Below are 20,653 nucleotides of genomic sequence, written 5' to 3'. Positions count from 1 at the left end.
TCAAGCGTCTGGCCCCCGTCAAGCCAGACGCTTTTTGTTAAGGCTCTTTTCAGGCAGGTTAAAAATCCCTACAATAGTGGGGGTGTAAGGCATTGATAAAGGTGGCTTAGGCGTGGCAACTCAACTGAAGGAAGCCCGGTTACTGGGGTATCCCGTACATTTGGTAGATAAAACTCAGGCAGAAACCTTTGTACAGGAAGCGCTTTCCAGACAAAAAACGGTGCAGGTGGTTACCCTGAACCCTGAAATGATGATGCAGGGGGATGAAAACCCTGTGTTGAGCCAGATTTTAAAGGCCGCCGATGTGATTTTGCCCGATGGGGCCGGGTTGGTATGGGCATTGCGAAAGCAAGGCCATTCTGTGAGCCGGTTGCCGGGTATTGAGTTCTCGGAATCTTTATTAAAGTGGGCTGCGGAAACCAATCAGCCCGTTGCGCTTGTGGGGGCCGCTGAAAGTGTTTTGGCATTGGCCGTTGAAAATCTTCAAACACGCTTTCCGGGCTTGCGGATCGTTTATCAGCACCACGGGTTTTTTAAGCCGGATGAGGAGGAAGCTAAAATCGTTCAAGCCTGCGCGGATGCTTTACCCAAAATTGTATTGGTGGCCCTGGGGGTTCCTCGTCAGGAAATCTGGATTCATCGCCACAAGGCTTTATTTCCGGGGGCGGTGATGGTGGGGGTGGGTGGCAGCCTGGATGTGTGGAGCGGTAAAACCTTGCGCGCCCCGGCCTGGATGCGCCGTTTGAATCTGGAGTGGCTGTATCGAATCAGTAGCGAACCGTGGCGCATTAAGCGAATCTATAAAACTTTGCCAATGTTTGTAGTAAAAGTATGGTTAGCTGGATTTGACCGCTGATTGTCCGGCTTTACGCAATTGAAGGGCTGATTCATGAGCGCCACCCTGAACCCTGTTTCCCAAAGTGAGAGTAAAGATTCCATGACCGTATCCACCCACCAGACCCGAGTATTACCGGCTGGTCTGCCCCGTTTGACTATTCCCCAGCTACAAAAGCTTTCCGCCAAGCTGCGGATTGAGATTTTGGATATGATTTATGAACCCCAATCGGGGCATCCCGGCAGTTCGCTGTCTTGCATTGATTTGCTGGTGACGCTCTGGTTTCATCATATGGTGTGGGACCCGGCCAACGCCGACTGGACAGTGCGGGATCGTTTTATTATGTCCAAGGGACACGGCGCTCCGGCTTATTATGCCACGTTGATGGAAGCGGGCTATATTCCATGGGATGAGAAAAAGACCTTGCGCCAGATCAACACCAACTTGCAAGGGCATCCGGCCTCCAAATACATTAAGGGCTGCGACATCTCCACTGGCTCGCTCGGACAGGGGCTGTCTTGCGGGGTGGGCATGGCACTGGGCTTGCGGCTGGATAAAATCAACAGCCGGGTGATGGTGCTAATGGGCGATGGCGAGTGTCAGGAAGGCAACGTATGGGAAGCCGTGCTGAGTGCGGCTCATCACAAAGTCAGCAACCTCACTGCCATTGTGGATCGCAACCATTTGCAAATTGATGGCGATACCGAAAAGGTGAAGGCATTGGGCGCCATGGCTCCCAAGTTTGCCGCTTTTGATTGGAATGTCATTGAAATTGACGGCCATGATTTCGCCCAAATTCAGGATGCCTTGGCTCAAGCGGATCGCTTTGCGGTGGAAACCGATCGCCCCACCGTTATTATTGCCAATACCATCAAAGGCAAGGGCGTTAGCTTTATGGAAAATCAGGCGGGTTGGCATGGCAAAGCCCCTAATAAGGAGCAGTACGAAGCGGCTCGTGGCGAGCTGGTGGCCGCTTACCAAGCCTTGTCCTAGTTTGAGCCTTAAAGATTTAAAGGAATGGATGCGAATGACAACAATTAATCTTGAAAAACCGGCTTTAAAAGCCCTTAGAAACCAATACGGCGAAACCCTGGTGGCGCTGGGCGCTGAAAACCCCAATATTGTGGTGCTTGACGCCGATTTGGCTTGCTCCACCCAAACCCAGAAGTTTGCGGATCAGTATCCCGAGCGCTTTTTTAATCAGGGCATTTCCGAACAAGACCTGATTAACACGGCTGCAGGCTTGTCCACGACTGGCAAAATCCCCTTTTGTAGCACGTTTGCTATATTTGCGGCTGGCAAAGGTTGGGATCAAATTCGTAATACGGTTTGTTACTCGGGCTTGAATGTTAAAATTTGCCCCACCCACAGCGGTTTAAGTCTGGGTGAGGACGGGGCCAGCCATCAATCCATCGAGGACATTGCCCTGATGCGGGTGATTCCGGGGATGACGGTTATTGTGCCTTCCGACGCGGTGGAAACCGATCGGGTCATTCGCTGGGCCGCAGAGTATTATGGGCCGGTTTATGTGCGTTTGGTGCGCCCCAATTGCCCGGTTATTCACGATGAGGCTACTTATCAGCTGGATGCCGCCATGCCCCATCGCATTCGGGTGGAGCGAGAAGGTACTGATATCAGTTTGGTTGCCACCGGCGAAACGGTTTATCATGCGCTATTGGCCGCTGAGCGGTTACAGGCGGATCATGGCATTCAGGCAGAAGTACTGAATTGCGTCTTTATCAAGCCCTTTGATACTGAAACCCTGGTGAACAGCGCCCGCAAAACGGGTAAAGTCATTACTGTAGAAAGTCATCAGATTCTGGGTGGCTTGGCGGGTGTGGTTTGTGAGGAACTGAGTACGCATCAGCCGACTGCCGTGCGTCGTTTGGGCACTCAGGACCGCTTTGGCCAAAGTGGCACCGGCGAGGCCTTGTTTAAAGAATACGGCATTGACTGGGAATCCATTTACAACGAAGCCCTGCGCTGGCTGAAAGGCTAAGTTCGCTGTTTTAAACGTCTAAAAGCCCTCTTCTACAGTTGGAGAGGGCTTTTTTCATGTTTTTTTATGATGGATGAAGTCTTGTCATCAGGGGCGTGAGGCGTTGCCCTGCTGGATTGAAGAGAAAACTGGTTTTGTGATGATGATATGGTGTCGAGGAGGGGACTTGAACCCCTACAGATTGCTCCACACGCCCCTCAAACGTGCGCGTCTACCATTCCGCCACCCCGACACACTGGGGAGATGACTATCATAGTTAGAAGGGTATCTCATTGTCAAACGGATTGACAGGGAGTGGGATGACCAAGGGCGTTTACCGGTGTGGGGAAGTGCTGACCCCTTGTACCTGGTTTGAAAAGTCGAGTATAAAATCCTGGATATTTTCGCCAAGAAAGGTGACCGCGGTTATACAAAAGAGCGTCACAAGGGCCAGAATGGTGGCATATTCTGGCAGGCTTTGTCCTTTAAGGTGTTTTTTGGTTTGATCCTGCATGAAGCTACTAGGCCTTCACTGAATAAAACGGGGAGAAGCGGACGAGGCTGGAATGGGGTCAGCCTCGTCCGTTATGATTACCTGCTGCCTGTTTTGACTGCGCCGATGGTGGCTGACAAGCCTGTTAGCATGGTGCTGATTTGTTTGCCCAGTGTGCCAAGTGCCGCAATACAAACCACCGCAATGAGGGCTAACACCAAGCCGTATTCTGCCAGAGATTGCCCTTTGGATTTTCCGTGATTGCGAGTGGCTAACCAGACCTGAAAGCTTACATACTGTTTCAACATTAACCGTCATCCTTATTCTCTTGTGGACTGCCCATACTACTAATCTTGCAACAAGCCTGAATGGTGATAAATTGCTGGGCTTGTTTATGTCTTTAATATATATTTTATGGTTTTTGTTTTTATCACCCTTTAGAGTGATTTGGTTGATTTGAATTTAAATAAAACTGATTAGTTAGATTTTTCGATTGCGGGTGGATGGATTTTACCCACCTGAAAAACATGTCGGCAAAAATGGAATGAACTTGAATGATCTCATCGCTCAAAACGTTCAACCGCCCGTCTTAGATCACTAAGACGGGCGGTTGAGGCTGTTGGAGTGTTAGGAAAGTTATAAAACTAAACGGTCTGCAAGCTGGCCTTCACCACTCGAATTGGGGTGGTCAGGCAATCTTTGATTCCTTTAATCAAGGTTTTGCGGCAATCACGAAACACGATCCAGCTTTGATCCAGCATGGGCTGATTATCGGCTCTGCGGAAGGTGATGATGGCCAGCGTTGCGGTGAGCATTCCCACCACACCGATGCACAGTTGCAAAGGGCCTGTGATGGCGGCTTCTACCATCCGGGATTGACGAGTGCGTTTGGATACTTGAGGCTTTTGGGCCTGTACGCCCGGATTGGGGCTTAGGTTCAGCGGCGCTGAAAAGGTATTGTGAGCCGGTTCTGTACCCATTTGGGCGTGGTTGTACAATTTGTTCATTTGAGATACTTCAATGGCCCGAATCAATTCTGCTTCGTTACCACCATCAAAACGGCGCTTGGCGTACTTTAAAGTTAATGCCGGTTTTTGCTGACGTTGTTCCATTCCATACACTCCTATTTCCTAATTCCCTATCACTCGATGTATTCAGTCACCCATCCCGGTTGTCGTATTGTTGTGTTCCCCGTCCCTATGTCCCCAGCCTGCTTGTGTTGTTGTTAATGAACCCAGCCGATGTCTCTTACACTGGCATAAACGTAATTGATTGTTTTTTTGTGCCAGCTTTGTAAATGATTTTTAAAAATAAGCGGTCGGTTTTCGCCACAGAGGGGATTTACAGGTTAAGCCGCCTGAAAGCTTCTTAAAGCTTGACTGATTTTGATAAAGAGGTTTAACAGGGTTTGGCTCTCGTTGGTTTTGGCTTCCAGTTTGCGAATGGCCTGATCCAGTTCCTGCTGCAGGTTGCGATAGGTCACAAAGCGCTGTTCATCCAGCGGTTGTTCCTCTAGCCATTGCCTAAATCCCAATTGCAGAATATTTAAAGCCTGCACGTTGCTTAAACCTTGCTCTTCAATGAAAAACCGTTCAAAGGCCAGTCCAAAGCCGTATACATCACTGCCTTCAGCGGCTTTGCGAAATAACGAATCCAGAAAATCCTGATGGCTTTGAGGCCATAGGGTTTTTGGGCCTCCTCCGTTTTGGGCCAGACAGGGAACCACTTGGCAGCGGGAAACGATGGTTTCCAGCAATTGCTCTTCGGTTTCGGTAATAAAGAAGAACACTGTGCGCTGAGGCGGCTCTTCTAGCGTTTTTAAAAACTTGTTGACCGAGAAGGCGTTAAAAATGGAGCGATCCAGTGGGCGTACATGAAAACTTTTGGCTTCATTGGCCTCAATGCATTGCCATTCAAAAGGTGGGGGCACGTTAGAGGGGATGGTGGCTGGCAACTCTTCTACATCTGTAAAAATAACCACCCGGCTGGATTGCGAGGAAATGCCCAGTTGCTGAATCAGTCGTCCCACCTGATCGGTCTTGATTTGGGTGGGAGCGCTGGCTTTTTTGCCCTGTTTTTCCAGCTCATCGGGTGACATTAATTCGCCTTTTTCGTTCACCTGATAGGTCAGGCGGGAAATAGTTAGCACGGCGGGATGAGCATTTTGGGCCACCCAGCGGCAATCTTTGCACTGTCCGCAGGCCATGTCCGTTAAAAGTGGCTGCTGTCCCCCTGCCAGCGTGGCGGAGGGGCGCTGTGTGCAGTTCAGCACTTTGGCGATTTGCAAGGCCAGATTGTAAAGGGCCTCTGTATTTTTGCCCTTCAGCACATACCCATGCGCCAAAGAGCCACTATGGATGGCCCCGGCAAAAAAGGTTTCAGCCAGCGGTAAGGGGGTGTGGGTGTTCATGGGTGTGGGTGGGGCGGCGCTCATAGATGCTTAACTTCCCATCAGCATTTCCAGGGCAATTTTGGCGTTAAGCTCCCCGGTTTTAGACTGGTACTCCAGCGTGAGCAGTTGGCCACGCAGTTTTTCCAGGCGGGCAAAGGGAACCTTGCCAAATTCCTGTAAGTCTTTCTTGATTTTAAAAGGGTGTTTTTTGGTCATTTCCGCCATTTGGGCCTCGCTAATGCCTTTTTGCTGCCAGTAGCGCAGCTGAAAAATATTGCCCAGCCAGCTTTGGGCCAGCCCAAAGAGTTGAACCGGGTGTTGGCGAAGCAACAGTTCATCCAGGGTATGGAAAACTTCGGCCCGGTTGCGGCCTTGCAGCCAATCGGCCAGCATGTGAAAGGTGTTTTCGTTATGGTTGGACAGGATGGCCACGTCTTGGGCGGTAATGGTGCGGTTGGCCGCATACACGGAAAGCTTTTCCACCTCAGTCATCAGTGGCAACAAGCTCACCCCCTGATGCTCTACCAACAAGGCGGCCGCTTTGGGCTCAATTTGAATGCCTCGCCGCTTGGCCTCCATAATCACCCGTTGGGTGGCCTCATCGGCCTGGTAAAAGGCCAGCGTTTTGCATTCTTTTAAATCCAGCCCCAGTTGCTTGTGGGCGGTTAGCCACTTGGGAAATTTAATGCTGCGGTTAATTTTGGTGCTGACAAACAGAATATGCTTGTGTTCATCGTGATTTTCCAGCAAGGCCATCAGCTCGGCCAGCTGTTTTTCATCCGCCCCGGAGGCCGCTTTGCTTAAAAAAGGGAAGTCCTGAATTTCAATCAGCGTTTTGCCGCCCATATTAAAGCAAATAGAGCCAATGGCCTCTAAAACCTCTCCAATGGAAGGCGTTTCCAGTCGCTTATGCCCTAAACTACCCATTTGAGGGTTAATCACTGCTTCTCGCAAGCGATTGACCTCTTGCCGCAGCAGGTATTCCTCATCGCCATAATAAAGAGAAATTGTCATAGCACTGTCCAAACGTCTTGATACAGTTGATTCCAAAAAGTGAATTTGAAGCCCGTTAATTTGCTTTCCCTCATCTTAGCCCTGTTGAGACTGGCTTTCAAATAGATTTTCTGGCTCTTTGGTCATTCCAGGGGTTTTAAAAACAGCCCGTGGGTGGGTGACCGGGTAAGGTTTGCCGGGTTCTGGCTGAGGTATCCCTTGATGGATAGGCAATTTGGACGGGCTTTTAGATAAAGAACATGTAAAGAAGCTCTAAAAATCCCGTTAAGGAATTGTCAGTTTTTTATACTGGCTGAGGTAAAGAACCCATTCAGTTTTACAATGCTTAAAATCAGGATGAAGGACGCAAAGTAAAACAGGTTGGCACTTTTCTGGTTCTTGTCACAGTTTGGACGGATGGGCTATCCCCCGTTCAGGTAAAGAAAATATTTTTTTGGCGTCTAAAAGGGTAGTAAACTGACCCGCGATGAAATTGCCCCCCCTCTGAAAATCGGTTATAAATCTGTTAATCCGAAACGCGATGGACGTGGAGAGTTAAGAACCGATGACAACGTCACCTATCAATCTTGAAACAATCAAGTTCCACCTAATCTGGAACAAAGATTTTAGCTTCAGCCGTGAAAATCAGGCTGTCTCTCTTGAAGAACTTATTGAGTTCTTGATCGAGTCTCTGGAAGGCGCCGACAAATCCACCGCCAATAAAGCGGAAAATCTGTTGACCCGCATTGGCAAGCCTGCCGTTCCTTTTTTGATTAAAGGCTTAAAGTCCAGCCATAGCCGGGTACGTTCTACCTGCGCCATGGTATTGGTACGCATTGGCCAACCCGCCGTGGCCAGCTTGCAAGAATTCTATATCCGCAACGCCAGCCGCCCCAAGTTTCGCTGGATTGCCGAATTTATTTTAAGTGAGTTAGGCATGCAGGTTCCGGTGGTAGACACCCGTGAACTGGAAGCGAATCATCAGGAAATGAGCCGCAAAGTGCTTCAATTCGCAAAAGTAGCGGGTTAAACCAGTTTTCAGCTCTCTGATCCTCACAATCTTCTAACCAAAATGGCTCCTTTTTTCTAAAAGGGGCCATTTTTGGGAAGCGGCTCTTCTCTGATCCGGTCCACGTCTGCCAAACCCTTGGGCTTTCGTTTATAATGAGGCGGTCTTATTTCAACATACCGTGTGTACCACACAGGAGATTTCCATGACTTCCCCGGCGCAACCCTCATCAGGATATATCGTCGCTATTTTGGGAGCCACCGGCTTGGTGGGAACCCAGCTCATGCAAATTCTGGAAGAGCGCCAATTCCCGGTGAAGCAGCTAAAGCCTTTGGCCAGTCAACGAACGGCAGGCTCTCTCATTAATTTTATGGGCGAGGAAATCCGGGTAGAGGAAGCCACCCCAGAGGCCTTTGAAGGCGTGGATATCGTGCTGGCTTCCGCTGGTGGCTCCGTGAGTGAAGCGTTGGTTCCTGAGGCGGTGAAACGGGGTTGCGTGGTCATTGATAATACCAGTTGCTTCCGCATGACCGAAGGGGTGCCTTTGGTGGTAGCGGGCGTTAATGACGCCGATCTGGAGCATCATCAAGGCATTATCGCCAATCCTAATTGCTCCACCTCGCAGTTAATGCCGGTGTTTAAAGCTTTAAACGATGCCTTTGGGCTGGAGCGGGCTATTGTCAGTACCTATCAATCGGTCAGTGGCGCTGGTAAAGAAGGTATGGATGAGTTGATTGATACCACCCGCAGCGTATTTAAAATGATGGGAGAGCCCGAAGTTGGCGCCCGCAGTGAGGCCGTACCGGCTGAGTTCAAAGTATTCGCCCGCCCCATTGCCTTTAACTTGGTTGCCCAAATTGATCAATTTGTGGAAGGCGGCCCGGAGGACGGTTACACCAAGGAAGAAACCAAGGTCATTCACGAAAGCCGCAAAATTTTGCATCAGCCCGATTTGAAAATAACCTGCACTGCCATTCGGGTGCCGGTGATGGTTGGGCATAGCGAGTCGGTGACTCTGGAATTTAAAAAGCCGGTATCCCCGGAAGCGGCCATGTTTGTGCTGGAGCAAACCCCCGATGTGGTGGTGGCCCGTAAGCCTCAGGACTTTCCTACCCCGGTGGAAGTGACCGGTAAAGATCCGGTTTATGTGGGCCGAATCCGTCGGGATACGTCTAACCCGGAGCATGGGCTGAACCTGTGGATTGTGGCCGATAACCTCAGAATTGGAGCGGCTTTAAACGCGGTTCGTCTGGCGGAAGTCCTGGTGAAGCACAACTGGTTGAAGCCCAAACAGCCCATCAACGCCTGATTTATTCCATTTGGTGAGCCTCTGTCCCGGATGGAGCCACCTGTAGCGTCAAAATAAAAAGGTTAGAGCGATGCCCCATTTAAAGGCCGAATTAATTCCCGCCATGGTCACTCCCTTTAAACGGGATGAATCCATTGACTTTGAAAAGGCTGAGCAACTGGCCGTTTATCTGGCGGATAACGGGTGCGATGGCATTTTGGTGAACGGCACTACCGGAGAAGCCCCCGCCTTGAGGTTTGATGAAAAAATTGAGCTGATCAAGGTGGTTAAAAACGCGGTGCGGGGCAAAAATGTCCAGATTGTGGCCGGTGTTGGATCTAACGATACGGCCAGAAGTGTGGAAGAGGCCCGTAAAACGGCGGCGCTTGGGGTAGATGCCCTGTTGGTGGTGGTTCCTTATTACAACAAGCCTTCTCAGGCGGGCATGATCACCCATTTTCGGCGGGTGGCTCAGGCGGTGGATACCGAAGTGGTGGTTTACAACATCCCCAGCCGTTCCATTGTGTTAATGAGCCCGGATACCATGGCTGCCCTGCACCAGCAATGCCCCAATATTATGGGGGTTAAGCAAAGTCACCCGGATATGGATCAGGTCAGCGAAATTACCATGAAGTTGCCTGCCGACACCTGGCGAACCTGGTGCGGCGATGATACCTTGACGGTGCCGATGATGGCTTGTGGGGCCTATGGCACCTTTAGCGTGCTGGCTCACTTAACCGGCAACCTGCTACGGGAGATGATTCAGGCGGTTAAAGCCAACGATCGGGATCGTGCGCTGGGCCTTCACTTAAAGCAGTTAAATCTGGGCCGTGAAATTTTCTTTTTGCCTAACCCCACGGTCATTAAAACCTGTCTGGCCCGCTTGGGCATGATGGAATCCGTGATGCGTTCGCCCATGGTTCCCCCGGACGCGCTGGAAATGGCCCGCATTGAAAAATTGCTGGCCGAATACAAGGCTTTGGTGCCCTCATAATCGCCTTTTAAAAGGCTACGGAGAGGGCTAGCTTTGATACACGGGTTTGGTCAGTGTTTTTAAATGGTTTTCCATACTGCCAGCCTGATTGAGGAGAAACACGTTTACGATGTCGTGCTTTTCCAGCATTTCGTGCAGCACAGCCTGAAGATTGGGCCACAATTGGTTTTCCCATTCCTCTTCCAGTCCCTCAGGCATGCGAACACCCAGGGCCGGTTGCAGCGGACCCTGATGGAAAGCGACGTTAAACAGGTAGACATGCTGAATTAAATACTCGTGATGGCGAAAGACCAGCTGGAGCCGGTTGAACAACGGCTTGGGAAAATCAGGACAAAGCCCCAGCCGCATAGGGGTTTGCTTGGCAATGGTGATTTCGCCCGGTCTGGGGTCGGTGTCTCTGGAAATTTGCTGCGGGCTGGGAGGCGGTATCATGCCTTCTGCCATAAAGCTGAAGTCGTGGAAGGAAATTTCACAACCACAGGGGCCGGAAATATTGAGGATGATATAGTCCAGCTTGGCTTCCAGCGCAAAGCCGCATAGGGTGGTGAAGGGTAAAATCAGGTAGTCCACGGGTTCATTCATCCATACGCACAGGTTTTGTTCGTTGGTGAACAAGGGCATTCCCTTTTCACCCGCATGATTTTCCAGGGCCAGTAGGGGAAGCCCCGCTTGCAGGTTGGCGTCCTGGGGTACGGGTAATAGTAAATCGCAGTTCATTAATTGCCCGTAAAAGTTGGCTTGTAGCGGATAACAGGCATTTTTGGGCAAATGCTCAATTTGTTGAACCAGCCCTTCCAGTCGGCTGTCTTCCAGGAGGTGCGGGGGGGCGTTTGGGGTGGGGAATCCGGGGATATTTTCTAATCGACGAGGTTGATGGGGAAAGGAGAAATCCGGCTGATTGAGCATACAGGGCCGTCCACGTCTGAGGTCATTGATAGATTTGTCGACGAGTCGGCGGGATTCTTTAATTGTTTTTAAAACCAGAATAGACGGTTCGGGTTGAAGCGTTTATGGCATTAGTATTCCCCAAGCAAAAGTAAACCCCACAAGTTAGGACTTGCGGGGTAATTATTGTGTATTGCGAAAGTTAGTACTTACTGGTTCATGAAAACTGGTTTAAAAACTGGGTTTAAATTTAAAAATGATTCAGGGCGCCTACACCGGTACCAATAGCACCGCCCCACAGGGCGCCGGGGGCAAGTTTTTTGCCGGTTACGGCTGAAACACCTGTTCCGGCCAAGGCACCGTAAGCGCCTGTTTTAACGATGGGGTGACGGCGTAAGGTGCTGCTATGACGAACGGCTTGTGTGCCTGCGCCTACGCCTGCTCCTACTACGGCGGTTCTACCCACCGGGCGATCCAGAAGCAGTCCGGCACCAGCGCCTACGCCCGCGCCAATGAGGCCGCCTTTAATAATTTTGCCGGTTTTATAATCCACGCCGCCGGGCCTGCGAGCGTCGTTATACCGGCCATGGTTACGGTAGTGTTTAGCGTCTGCGGTTGGCAGCAATGATGTTCCTGTCAACAAGAACGTAGCCACCATCAAGGTACTCAGCAATCGTTTGGAAGTCATCATGGTTTTCATCTCCAACACATCCGTTACTTGAGTTGCATAATATCAATCAAGCTCAACCCGCAGCATCACGCTAGGGAGGTATCTTCGGCATAACCCGGTGGAGTGATTGACAAAAAGCAAACGGCTGAGCCTGATTTAAAGCCATTTTGATAAAAAGGCTTCTTGAGAGAGGCCTCCGTATTTGGCATTAAGGTCCAAAAAAATGGGTTTATTGGCCGTCTACCACTTTCATGGTGCCATCGGGCAGTTCTACAATCATTTTTTCTTTAAACAGGCTGGCGAAATTACCGGTGGTATTTTTAAGGCGATTGGTGAATGAGGTGAGCATTTGTTGAACTTCGGGCGGTGCGTTTATTAGCTCTGCCTGAATTTCATCCTCAAAATACACCTCTACTTTTAAGTCAGAGGCGGCCACCACGGACGCGGATCGGCTTCCACTGCCGTCAAATAAATACATTTCACCAAAAATTTCGCCTTCCCCCAGCTTGGTAATGGGAATGGTTTTGCCCTGCACCCCTTTTTTACAAATCAGCACTTCCCCGGAAATAATGCGATAAATCCGGTCCCCTTTGGTCCCTTCGGGAAAAATGGTTTCTCCTTTGCCAAAATGTTGAATGACTTTATCCATCATGCTTTTCCCCACTCAGGGTTAATGTCACTTATTCATTATAAATAAGTAGCCTGAATAAACCGTCTAAAATATCTTGTCGGTGTTATACGGTCATTTCTGAAGGCTGGGTTTTAATTTTTTTGAAATCCCGAATTTAACGGATTTCCAGAAACGATGGGGCAGGGCGACTGTTTACTTTCAAAGCACCGGGTTCAGCGTGTTGAGAACAAGGGAAAGGTGGGTAATTGACAGCTAGGTTAAGCCCTGCATTAATGATAGCTAGGTTTTTGCTTTTAAATTTTAGAGGGTTTTTATATTGAAATAAGGGCTTGAAAGTAAAGCGTTGTAACTATTCTTTATTTTTTGAAGCTCAAAAATATAGACATTTCTGTTAATGAAGCTTAAGATTATTTATAGTAAGAGTGAGAGCTGAGGGAATTGATTAAGTGAGCAAAGTCTTGCTTTTGAACTCATCCTACGAGCCACTTCATATTTGTAGCTGGAGAAGGGCCATTATTCTGTTGCTGAAAGGCAAGGCAGAGGCCGTGGAACGGAACGGCAAGATGGTGGGCAATGGCATTCCATTGCCTCTGGTGATTCGGCTGCTCTACTATATAAAAATTCCTCATAAGGATATTCCTTTAACCCGCCGCAATATCATGCACCGGGATCATTACACCTGTCAGTATTGCGGCAAAAAAAGCGATTTAACCATTGATCACGTCATCCCTCGTTCTCGAGGGGGAAAAGACACTTGGGACAATGTGACGGTGGCCTGTTTGCGTTGCAATGTCAGCAAAGGCAGTCGCACCCTGAAGGAAGCCGGATACGTGCTGGCCAGCAAGCCTTGCCGCCCCTTTAATTTTATTCATTTTGAACTGTCCAAACAAAACGGCAACGTCAGCCGCCGGGATTACGAGCAATGGCGTAAATACCTGTACGAGTACGATTAACTCTCTGACTCGCCTTGCTTTAGCGTTTCAGGTGAGCTGCTTGAATCGATAGTCCTGAACGGTTTGCCCGTTTCGAAAGTAAGAAGGCTTGGCAACGGACTGGCGTGTTTTCAGTGGTGTCCCCGTCAGCTGGCTGATGCCAATGGGCCGCTCTGGGCTGCTCTCTTCACTAATCAGGTACCATAGTTTTGCCAGCAGCCCCTTGGGCGCTTCTGACGCTGTGTTTGTGGCGGCGGGTTGCGGTTGTCCCAGAGTAATGGCGGCGTAATAAAGCGGCTGTTGAGGTTGAGCGGCCTCTTTCACTGCTTGAGGCATGGCTTTTTTGCCATTTAAAAGTGATGATTTTGGAAGTCCACCCGCAAATTGGAAACGATTTTGCTCGTGATTAGTCCGCATTCCGTCCACACCTCACTGATTCGCTGATTAACCCTGAATAGTCCGATAATAATCAGTTTAATCAATTTTACAAGCAAGCCCAGTCAAATCAGCGTAAAATCATCTGTATGTATGAGTCTCTTTCCAGTCATGAGCGCTGGATGAATTGCGCTTTAGAAGTCGCTCAGCGGGCCTTGCCGGTGGATGTGCCGGTGGGTGCTTTGCTGTTACACCAAGGCACCCTGATTGCCGAAGGCTACAACCGACGGGAACTGGATTGTGACCCGGTGGGACATGCGGAAATACTGGTGTTACGGGAAGCCGCCCTTACGTTGGGCGCATGGCGGCTTCAACAAACAACCTTGTATGTCACTTTAGAACCCTGTCCCATGTGTGCTTCTGCCATTCAGCAAGCCAGAGTGGGGCAAGTGATATTTGGGGCCTATGATCCCCTGATGGGTGCTTGCGGCTCCCGGCTGAATTTACTGCCGCACACGTCTGAAACTACGGTCATTGGCGGCATTCTGGAAGCGCCTTGTTCCGCTTTGCTCAAAGGTTTTTTTCAGAAAAAGCGCAACTCAGGTTAAGGCAGGCGGCTTAAAGCAGGCTGGAAAAAAAATTCTTTTTCTCCGGCGCTGGATCTCGAACCACGCTATCCCTATCGATCAGTCGAATGCCGTATAGCATGTCGCCTTTTTCAATTTTTTCCAGCACGTCAAGTCCGGCAATGACTTTGCCAAATACGGCATATTTGCCATCCAGACTGGTTTGCGGGGTTAGCGTAATATAAAACTGGCTGGTGGCGCTGTTGGGGTCTGCCCCTCTGGCCATGGCCACAATGCCTTTGGTGTTATGAGAGAGTTTGTTTTTGGCCTCTAGCGGAATGCGCTCTTTGGAGCCGCCTGCCCCTGTGCCGGTCGGATCGCCGGTTTGTATGACAAAACCAGGCACCACCCGGTGGAACTTCATGTTAAAGCGGTTGTAAAACCCTTCATCAATCAGTTTGGCAAAGTTAGCCACCGTGGCGGGCGCTTCATCGGGGTAAAGCTCAAAGGTAATGCTGCCTTTTTCGGTTTCCATAATGGCGGCTTTGGTTTTAAGGTTTACTTCTGCTGCAACGGCATTGGCGTTTTGGGGCTGGATAGGCGCTGTTTCCGCTGGAGCATTGGCCGTGGTGGATTCACTGGCCGGCTTTGAGAACCAGGTCATGGGATTCCAGGGTGTGCTGGCATCGCTGGACGGCTCTTTTGTATTTTTTGCGATATTTTCTGCGCCGTCGTTTTCTAAAAGAGCCACGGGAACATCATTGCGACTGGCTTTTTCCGTGTTTTTTTCTGGAAGGGTCGCTTGCGCAGGCTTATTGGCTCTGGCCTGCTGTTCGGTCAGAGCTTTTTCGTTCTTTTTAAAAGGATTGAGGCTGTACCAGCTCTTTTTTTCATCATTTTGAGGATTTTGGTTTTGAGAAAAAGCCTGAGCCTCTTTTTTGACTGGGCTTGGGGCTTTGGTGTCTTCCTCAGGATCTTTCACCGTAAGCTTGGTGTTTTTGGCGTTTTGCGCTTGTAGTTTTAAAGCTTCTGCTTGTTTTTTAGCCTGTTCGGCTTTGAATAAAGCTTCTTGCGCTACTTTTAAAGCTTGATCGGCTTGGGCGTTGGCCTCGTTGGCCCGTTGCAAGGCTTTTTTATCGGCATTGGCTTCTGGCTGACTTTCTGCGGCATTTCCGGGCATCCAGTTCAGCGGATTCATTTTGCGCATTAAGTCGGCATGGGCCAGTCCGCTTCCACTCAGCGTCAGGGATACAGCCAGCATCAGCGCGAAAGATTGTGAAGACCGTGAAAATACTCGTTGCATTGCCTTTTCTCCAATAACTGGTTGCGATCAGCCTTTGATGAAAGACCTTCATGACGCCTCGAAAAATAGAGAGCGTCTCATTTTGATTGTAGCGGGAATGTGCCTTGAGGACAAACCTTATGTAAAGCGGAAGCTACGGTCGGGCTTCCCGATTCGGGGTTTAATCGTTAATAGATCCTTAATAAACTTGGGCTGAGAGGGCAAGGGATCTATAATGGCAATCAATCCAGTCCGTTTAAAAGAGGTCAAAGTCAGTCCTATGGGCGTTGAATACAAAGATTATTACAGTGTTTTGGGCGTATCCCGTAGCGCTACTGACAAAGAAATACGCACCGCCTACCGCAAGTTGGCCCGGGAACACCACCCGGATGTCAATCAGGGCGTGGACGAGCGCTTTAAAGAAATTAACGAGGCCTACGAGGCTTTAAAAGATCCTGAAAAGCGCAGGCTATACGATAGTCTGGGTTCTAATTGGCGGCAAGGTCAAAATTTCAATCCCCCGCCCGGCTTTGATGGCTGGCAAAGCGGTAATATGGGTGATATGGGAGGCTTTTCCAGCTTTTTTGATATCCTGTTTGGAGCGGGTGCCGGTGGTAGCGGCGGCGGCTTTTCCGCTCAAGGATTTCCGGGCGGTGGAACAGCCGGGTTTGAAGATATGTTTTCAGGCGGCGGTGGCCGTGGGCATCGGGCCGGTGGGCGAGGACAGCACCAAGCCCCTGAGCAATTGAATATTGAACAGGACTTCTATCTGGATTTGGAAGAAGTGGCCAGCGGGGTGAGCAAGGAAGTGGTGACCTCCACCCGAAAGCGGCTGACGGTGAATATCCCCAAAGGGGTAAAACCGGGCACTAAAATCCGATTAGCGGGAGAGGGTCATGCCGGGCAGCGCAGTCGAGGCGATTTGCTGCTGGTGGTTCGCTATCGAAAGCACCCCAAATTCAAGCTGGAAGAAGATACCCTGATTTATGAGGCCCCGGTGCCCATTCCCGATTTGGTACTGGGCGGCGAGATTAAAGTACCCACCTTGCAAGGCGGCGAATTGAGCATGACTTTGCCAGCGGGCACCCAGCCCGGTCGCATGATGCGTTTAAAAGGTCAGGGACTTCCGTCCAAGGATGGAAAATCCAGCGGGGATCTGTTGGTTCGCCCCAAGGCGGTTATTCCGGCCCATCTGACCGAACGGGAAAAAACACTGTATCAAGAGCTGAAAGCCTTACACCATCATTAAATGTCTGAAACGGAACCGCTGGCCCTTTTAATATGAATATGCCTCAACCCGCTAAAGCCACTCAAACAGAACGAACCATCCGTATTTTGCCGCCTTATTTAATCAACCGTATCGCGGCGGGTGAGGTGGTGGAGCGTCCGGCTTCGGTGATTAAAGAGCTGGTGGAAAATGCGCTGGATGCCGGAGCCACCCGGATTGATATTTCCGCTTCCAATGCGGGGCGGAATATGCGAGTGGCTGATAACGGGGGCGGCATGACCCCTCAGAACGCGGCTATGGCCTTTTACAATCATGCCACCAGTAAAATCCATCACGAGGCTGACCTGGATCGCATTGCCACGCTGGGTTTTCGGGGGGAAGCGTTGGCCAGCATCGGCTCCATTTCAAAATTAACTTGCCTCACCCGCGCGGCGGATGCGCCGGTAGGCACTCGGGTTACCCTGGATGATTCGGGCGAGCCGGTTCTGGCCGAGGCAGGATGCGCCCCCGGCACGGTGATGGAGGTGCTGGATCTCTTTTATAACACCCCTGCCCGCCTTAAATTTTTGAAACGGGCCCAAACCGAATTGGGCCACATTGAAGAGACGGTGCAATATTTGGCCCTGTCTCACCCGGAAGTGCGCTTTTCCCTCACCCTGAATGACAAAGAGGTGTTAAAAACTTCGGGAACCAATGAGTTAAAACGCACGCTGGAAGAAGCGCTGGGCCTGAAGCGGGAAAATATCCCCTGGGTGCCGGTTACTGCGGAAGACCCGGATATTGGCTTGCGGCTGGCCGGTTTTGTATCTGAGCCGGGGGTAATGAAAAGCAGTAAACGCTGGTTAATCACCTATTTAAACGGGCGCTATGTGCGTTGCGCCATTTTGCAAAAAGCCATTGAAGCCGCCTATGAATCGTTGTTGCCGCATGGCAAATATCCGGTGTGCGTTTTCTTTTTGTCCATGCCTCCCCAAGACGTGGATGTGAACGTGCATCCCACCAAACGAGAGGTGCGTTACGCCTCTGGCAACACCATTTTTGGCTTTGTCCGCAGCGGCCTCAGAAATTCACTCGCCGCCCATGGCATTCGACTGGATGCCCCTCCTTCCACCCCGGAGGAAGCCGGGTTTTCCAATCAGGCCTTCAATACCGCCTCATTCTCTCAGCCTTCAGCGTCAATGATGTCCTTCCCGTCAGCCCCTCCGGCAGGTTCAATGGGCCAGCAGGAATGGCGGGTAAGCCCGCAGCATCATTTGATAAAGCCCACGCTGGGTTCAGGTTCAGGCAGTCCCCCTGCTTATCGTCGGGTTCCAGCCGGGGATCCTCAGCCGGTGCAAGCCGCCTTGGGCTTTTATCAGCCGGGCGCTTCTTCCCCGCTTCAGCCAGACTCACCTCAAACCGAATTTCCTGCCGCTGAAAAGCCTGTTTTTGCCAACGGTAAATTCAAGGTGATTGGGCAGTTATTTAACACCTATATTTTGCTGGAAACCGTGCAGGGCTTGCTGGTAGTGGATCAACATATTGCCAGCGAGCGAGACTTTTTTGAATCGCTGACCCTGAACCTGAGCGCCGAAGCGCCCGATATTCAACAGATGGTTACCGCCTTGCCCTTGGCCATCAGTCCGGTGCAGCGGGATTTATTGCAGCGGTATCAGCCTGAGTTTGCCCGCTTGGGCTTTTTGTACTCCCTACCGGATGAAGTGGCCCAGTCGGTTCAATTAACCGGCTATCCGCTGGTTTACGCTGGCCGGGACGGGATGTTTCAGGCTGGTGGCCTCTTTGAAAACCTGCTGGCCCAGTTGGAAGAAACCGGTGAAATGAAACTGGATCTGGATCATTTAATTGCCACCCTGGCCTGCCATAGCGCCGTTCGGGCTGGAGATGCCCTTAACCACTTTGAAATGGAGCAGGTGATTGATCGGTGGCTGGCTTGCCAGTTGCCCTGGACTTGTCCCCATGGCCGCCCCATTGCTCACACCATTTCCACCAGCGAGCTGAATCATTTTTTCCATCGCCCCAGCTTGCCGGTGAACGCCATTTAGCCTGAGGCGGCAAGATGATTGTGCGTTAAGCCGCCCGTTTCTATGGCTTGATGGGGCTACAGGGGCGCTGATTTGCATACGCAAAAGCGCCACCCCCATTGGTAGTGCTTTTGCGTAGAAGGATTGGGTAGCAGGCAGGGCCTACAGTTTGACTCGCCCGCCTTTTTCCCGGTTCAGGTGAATGGTATCCACAAATCGAACCAGCCCGGATTGATAGGCCATAATCAGGCTGTGGGTTCTGGCCCCGTTTCCAAAGTAATTAACCCCTTTCAGGGTATCGCCGGTGGTAATGCCGCAGGCGGCAAACACCAGCTCGTTGGCCGGGGCCAAATCTTCGGTGAAATAGACTTTCTCCTCCGATAAATCGATGCCCATTTTAGCAGCCCGGTTTTTTTCATGATCATTTCGCCAGCACAACCGGGCTTGAATTTCCCCGCCCAGACATTTAACCGCCGCTGCGGTCAGCACGGCCTCGGGCGCGCCTCCCACCCCCATGACGGCGTGAATGCCGCTACCAATCAGGGCTGCGGAAACAGCGGGCATTAAATCCCCGTCGCTAATCAGTTTAATACGGGCTCCCGCCTCTCGAACATCCCGGATTAATTCCTCGTGGCGGGGACGATCCAGAATAACAATGGTTAAATCTTTCACTTCCCGGTTTAAACTCATGGCCAAAATGCTCAGGTTATATTTAACCGGGGCGGTAATATCCACTTTTCCCCGAGCGTCCGGGCCGACTACCAGCTTTTCCATATAGGTATCCGGTGCGTGAAACAAGCCGCCTTTGGGGGCCAGCGCCAAAGTGGCCACTGCGCCGGGCAAGCCGTGCGCCACCAAATTGGTGCCTTCCAGCGGATCGACAGCAATATCCACTTCGGGCAAGCCGGGTAGGCAGCGGCCTACTTTTTCCCCAATGTAAAGCATGGGTGCCTCATCCCGTTCCCCTTCCCCAATAACAATGGTGCCATTGACCGGAACCTCGCTTAAATAGTGCCGCATGGCGGTGACGGCAGCCTCATCGGCAGCGTCTCGTTTACCGGTACCCATCAAACGACCGGCGGCCAATGCGGCGGCCTCTACAATGCCCAGCACTTCACGAGACAGCATGCGCTCTGAGCCTAAAAAATCGCCAGACGTGCTGTTACCCGCATTCAGTGGCGCGTCAAAATCAGATTCCACCCTTAAACTCCGTTCCAATACCGTTGTCTCTTCAAACATCATAATATTATCCCCCCTCTTGTTCATCCAATGAACTGGCCAGCATCCTAGCAAAACCATCTTCATTTGTCCTGTTGAAAAATAAAACAGCTGAAAATAAAACCAATATTTAAACACCGGTCATTACAACCGGTGTTTAAAGAGGGAGGAGCGGAGTTAGGAGCGTGAGGAGAAAAGATTAGGAGGGTGAGGAGAAAAGAGAATTACCGATTGCCGGGAGTGAGCCCGCCCAGAAAAAGCTGCAGAATTTGCAGGATAAATTGCAACATGGTTTGCTGTGGGTTGGTAACCGGGGGTGGGGTAGGCATTCCCTGACGAATTTGAACCAGATCATCGCTACTAATGGATGTGGCATTGCCATCCAGCTTGGCGATGGCCTCAAAGTTTTGCCTTAAATAGCTGGCAATAGCACTACTGGGATCAGCCGCCACAAATTGCTTTTGGCTGTAGCTATCCAGATTGGCCTTGCTGAGTTGGCCGGTGCGTAAGTTTTCCACGTTCTGGATATTTAAAAAACCTTGCAAAAGCTCAGCGGGTTTATTGGCCTTCAGGGTGTAGCCAACGGGGGTTGGAAATAAAACTGCCATCATCATCTCCTGATTAAAGCTATGTATCGTTCAAGTGTCAGCCAAGTGTCAGAAAAACCAGCCTATTGGATATGCTTGAATAAAAACAGCTATATCTTTTGTATTTCCTGTTTTTCTGAAAATACAAAAAATATCCCCGGTTTGGAAACCGAGGATATGTGAGTATCGAATTTTATTCCGTTAATTTATCGCTTGGCGGGTTGCGCCAGCTTGTCGGAAAGGGGATCCGAGGCCCGAAGGGGTTGACCGGATTTA

21 protein-coding genes and 1 tRNA gene are annotated in these 20,653 nt (G+C 50.6%); 10 read left to right on the top strand and 12 right to left on the bottom strand.

Annotated elements, in window-relative coordinates:
- Nucleotides 1-112 precede the first annotated feature (112 nt).
- From ACEW81_RS06710 to ACEW81_RS06700, 3 genes are read left to right on the top strand one after another with little or no spacing between them, the layout of a single operon-like run.
- Nucleotides 113-856: a WecB/TagA/CpsF family glycosyltransferase gene (locus ACEW81_RS06710; protein WP_373532197.1), complete on the top strand. Its 744-nt coding sequence runs from the start codon at nt 113-115 to the stop codon at nt 854-856.
- Between the two features lie 33 nt (nt 857-889).
- The gene (locus ACEW81_RS06705; protein WP_373532196.1) at nt 890-1,828 is read left to right on the top strand and encodes a transketolase; all 939 of its coding nucleotides are present in this window, start codon (nt 890-892) and stop codon (nt 1,826-1,828) included.
- A 34-nt stretch (nt 1,829-1,862) separates the two neighbouring features.
- Entirely contained in the window at nt 1,863-2,834 is a 972-nt protein-coding gene (locus ACEW81_RS06700; RefSeq protein WP_373532195.1) for a transketolase family protein, read from the top strand.
- Between the two features lie 148 nt (nt 2,835-2,982).
- Here the strand turns inward: ACEW81_RS06700 and ACEW81_RS06695 are convergent.
- From ACEW81_RS06695 to holA, 5 genes are all read right to left on the bottom strand, one after another.
- Nucleotides 2,983-3,066: transfer RNA gene (locus tag ACEW81_RS06695), tRNA-Leu, on the bottom strand.
- A gap of 338 nt (nt 3,067-3,404) precedes the next feature.
- Nucleotides 3,405-3,614 (bottom strand): Flp family type IVb pilin, encoded by a 210-nt coding sequence (locus tag ACEW81_RS06690; protein ID WP_373532194.1) that lies wholly within the window; start codon nt 3,612-3,614, stop codon nt 3,405-3,407.
- Nucleotides 3,615-3,950: 336 nt separating this feature from the next.
- Nucleotides 3,951-4,418: a hypothetical protein gene (locus ACEW81_RS06685; protein WP_373532193.1), complete on the bottom strand. Its 468-nt coding sequence runs from the start codon at nt 4,416-4,418 to the stop codon at nt 3,951-3,953.
- A gap of 236 nt (nt 4,419-4,654) precedes the next feature.
- Nucleotides 4,655-5,740: a hypothetical protein gene (locus ACEW81_RS06680; RefSeq protein WP_373532192.1), complete on the bottom strand. Its 1,086-nt coding sequence runs from the start codon at nt 5,738-5,740 to the stop codon at nt 4,655-4,657.
- A 6-nt stretch (nt 5,741-5,746) separates the two neighbouring features.
- Nucleotides 5,747-6,712, bottom strand: coding sequence for a DNA polymerase III subunit delta (gene holA, locus ACEW81_RS06675; RefSeq protein WP_373532191.1), 966 nt, complete (start codon nt 6,710-6,712; stop codon nt 5,747-5,749).
- A 544-nt stretch (nt 6,713-7,256) separates the two neighbouring features.
- Between holA and ACEW81_RS06670 the strand changes: the two genes are divergently transcribed.
- The 3 genes from ACEW81_RS06670 (at nt 7,257) to dapA (ending at nt 9,982) form a co-directional block, all read left to right on the top strand.
- On the top strand, nt 7,257-7,721 hold the full coding sequence (locus tag ACEW81_RS06670) for a HEAT repeat domain-containing protein (RefSeq protein WP_373532190.1): 465 nt from the start codon (nt 7,257-7,259) through the stop codon (nt 7,719-7,721).
- 184 nt (nt 7,722-7,905) lie between these two features.
- Nucleotides 7,906-9,009 carry an aspartate-semialdehyde dehydrogenase gene (locus tag ACEW81_RS06665; protein ID WP_373532189.1) on the top strand — a complete coding sequence of 368 codons (1,104 nt, stop codon included), beginning with the start codon at nt 7,906-7,908 and terminating at the stop codon, nt 9,007-9,009.
- A gap of 70 nt (nt 9,010-9,079) precedes the next feature.
- Nucleotides 9,080-9,982, top strand: a complete 903-nt coding sequence (gene dapA / locus ACEW81_RS06660; protein WP_373532188.1) for a 4-hydroxy-tetrahydrodipicolinate synthase — start codon at nt 9,080-9,082, stop codon at nt 9,980-9,982.
- A gap of 27 nt (nt 9,983-10,009) precedes the next feature.
- Here the strand turns inward: dapA and ACEW81_RS06655 are convergent, their stop codons facing one another.
- The 3 genes from ACEW81_RS06655 to ACEW81_RS06645 form a co-directional block, all read right to left on the bottom strand.
- On the bottom strand, nt 10,010-10,888 hold the full coding sequence (locus ACEW81_RS06655) for an SseB family protein (RefSeq protein WP_373532187.1): 879 nt from the start codon (nt 10,886-10,888) through the stop codon (nt 10,010-10,012).
- A 229-nt stretch (nt 10,889-11,117) separates the two neighbouring features.
- The gene (locus ACEW81_RS06650) at nt 11,118-11,558 is read right to left on the bottom strand and encodes a hypothetical protein (RefSeq protein WP_373532186.1); all 441 of its coding nucleotides are present in this window, start codon (nt 11,556-11,558) and stop codon (nt 11,118-11,120) included.
- Between the two features lie 208 nt (nt 11,559-11,766).
- Nucleotides 11,767-12,189, bottom strand: coding sequence for a cyclic nucleotide-binding domain-containing protein (locus ACEW81_RS06645; RefSeq protein ID WP_373532185.1), 423 nt, complete (start codon nt 12,187-12,189; stop codon nt 11,767-11,769).
- A gap of 425 nt (nt 12,190-12,614) precedes the next feature.
- On the opposite strand from ACEW81_RS06645, the gene ACEW81_RS06640 reads away from it, so the two are divergent.
- The gene (locus ACEW81_RS06640) at nt 12,615-13,121 is read left to right on the top strand and encodes an HNH endonuclease (protein WP_373532184.1); all 507 of its coding nucleotides are present in this window, start codon (nt 12,615-12,617) and stop codon (nt 13,119-13,121) included.
- 27 nt (nt 13,122-13,148) lie between these two features.
- Here the strand turns inward: ACEW81_RS06640 and ACEW81_RS06635 are convergent, their stop codons facing one another.
- On the bottom strand, nt 13,149-13,517 hold the full coding sequence (locus ACEW81_RS06635) for a hypothetical protein (protein WP_373532183.1): 369 nt from the start codon (nt 13,515-13,517) through the stop codon (nt 13,149-13,151).
- Nucleotides 13,518-13,624: 107 nt separating this feature from the next.
- Between ACEW81_RS06635 and ACEW81_RS06630 the strand changes: the two genes are divergently transcribed.
- Nucleotides 13,625-14,083, top strand: coding sequence for a nucleoside deaminase (locus ACEW81_RS06630; protein ID WP_373532182.1), 459 nt, complete (start codon nt 13,625-13,627; stop codon nt 14,081-14,083).
- A gap of 10 nt (nt 14,084-14,093) precedes the next feature.
- On the opposite strand, the gene ACEW81_RS06625 is transcribed toward ACEW81_RS06630, so the two are convergent.
- Entirely contained in the window at nt 14,094-15,344 is a 1,251-nt protein-coding gene (locus ACEW81_RS06625; RefSeq protein ID WP_373532181.1) for a peptidylprolyl isomerase, read from the bottom strand.
- A 214-nt stretch (nt 15,345-15,558) separates the two neighbouring features.
- Here ACEW81_RS06625 and ACEW81_RS06620 point away from each other — a divergent pair, with 214 nt between their 5' ends.
- Together ACEW81_RS06620 and mutL are read left to right on the top strand one after the other, a co-directional pair.
- Entirely contained in the window at nt 15,559-16,572 is a 1,014-nt protein-coding gene (locus tag ACEW81_RS06620; protein ID WP_373532180.1) for a DnaJ C-terminal domain-containing protein, read from the top strand.
- A 32-nt stretch (nt 16,573-16,604) separates the two neighbouring features.
- A complete protein-coding gene (gene mutL, locus ACEW81_RS06615) occupies nt 16,605-18,593 on the top strand; it encodes a DNA mismatch repair endonuclease MutL (protein WP_373532179.1) in 1,989 nt (662 codons plus the stop codon).
- 141 nt (nt 18,594-18,734) lie between these two features.
- Here mutL and glpX read toward each other — a convergent pair whose 3' ends face one another.
- Both glpX and ACEW81_RS06605 read right to left on the bottom strand, forming a co-directional pair.
- Nucleotides 18,735-19,700: a class II fructose-bisphosphatase gene (glpX, locus tag ACEW81_RS06610; RefSeq protein ID WP_373532491.1), complete on the bottom strand. Its 966-nt coding sequence runs from the start codon at nt 19,698-19,700 to the stop codon at nt 18,735-18,737.
- Between the two features lie 314 nt (nt 19,701-20,014).
- Nucleotides 20,015-20,404, bottom strand: coding sequence for a hypothetical protein (locus tag ACEW81_RS06605; protein WP_373532178.1), 390 nt, complete (start codon nt 20,402-20,404; stop codon nt 20,015-20,017).
- Between the last annotated feature and the right edge of the window lie 249 nt (nt 20,405-20,653).

Origin of the sequence: Vampirovibrio sp. (assembly GCF_041737375.1) — a bacterium.
Classification (GTDB): domain Bacteria; phylum Cyanobacteriota; class Vampirovibrionia; order Vampirovibrionales; family Vampirovibrionaceae; genus Vampirovibrio.
The sequence above is the reverse complement of the archived record's forward strand: the minus strand, read 5'-3'. Positions and strand labels throughout refer to the sequence as shown.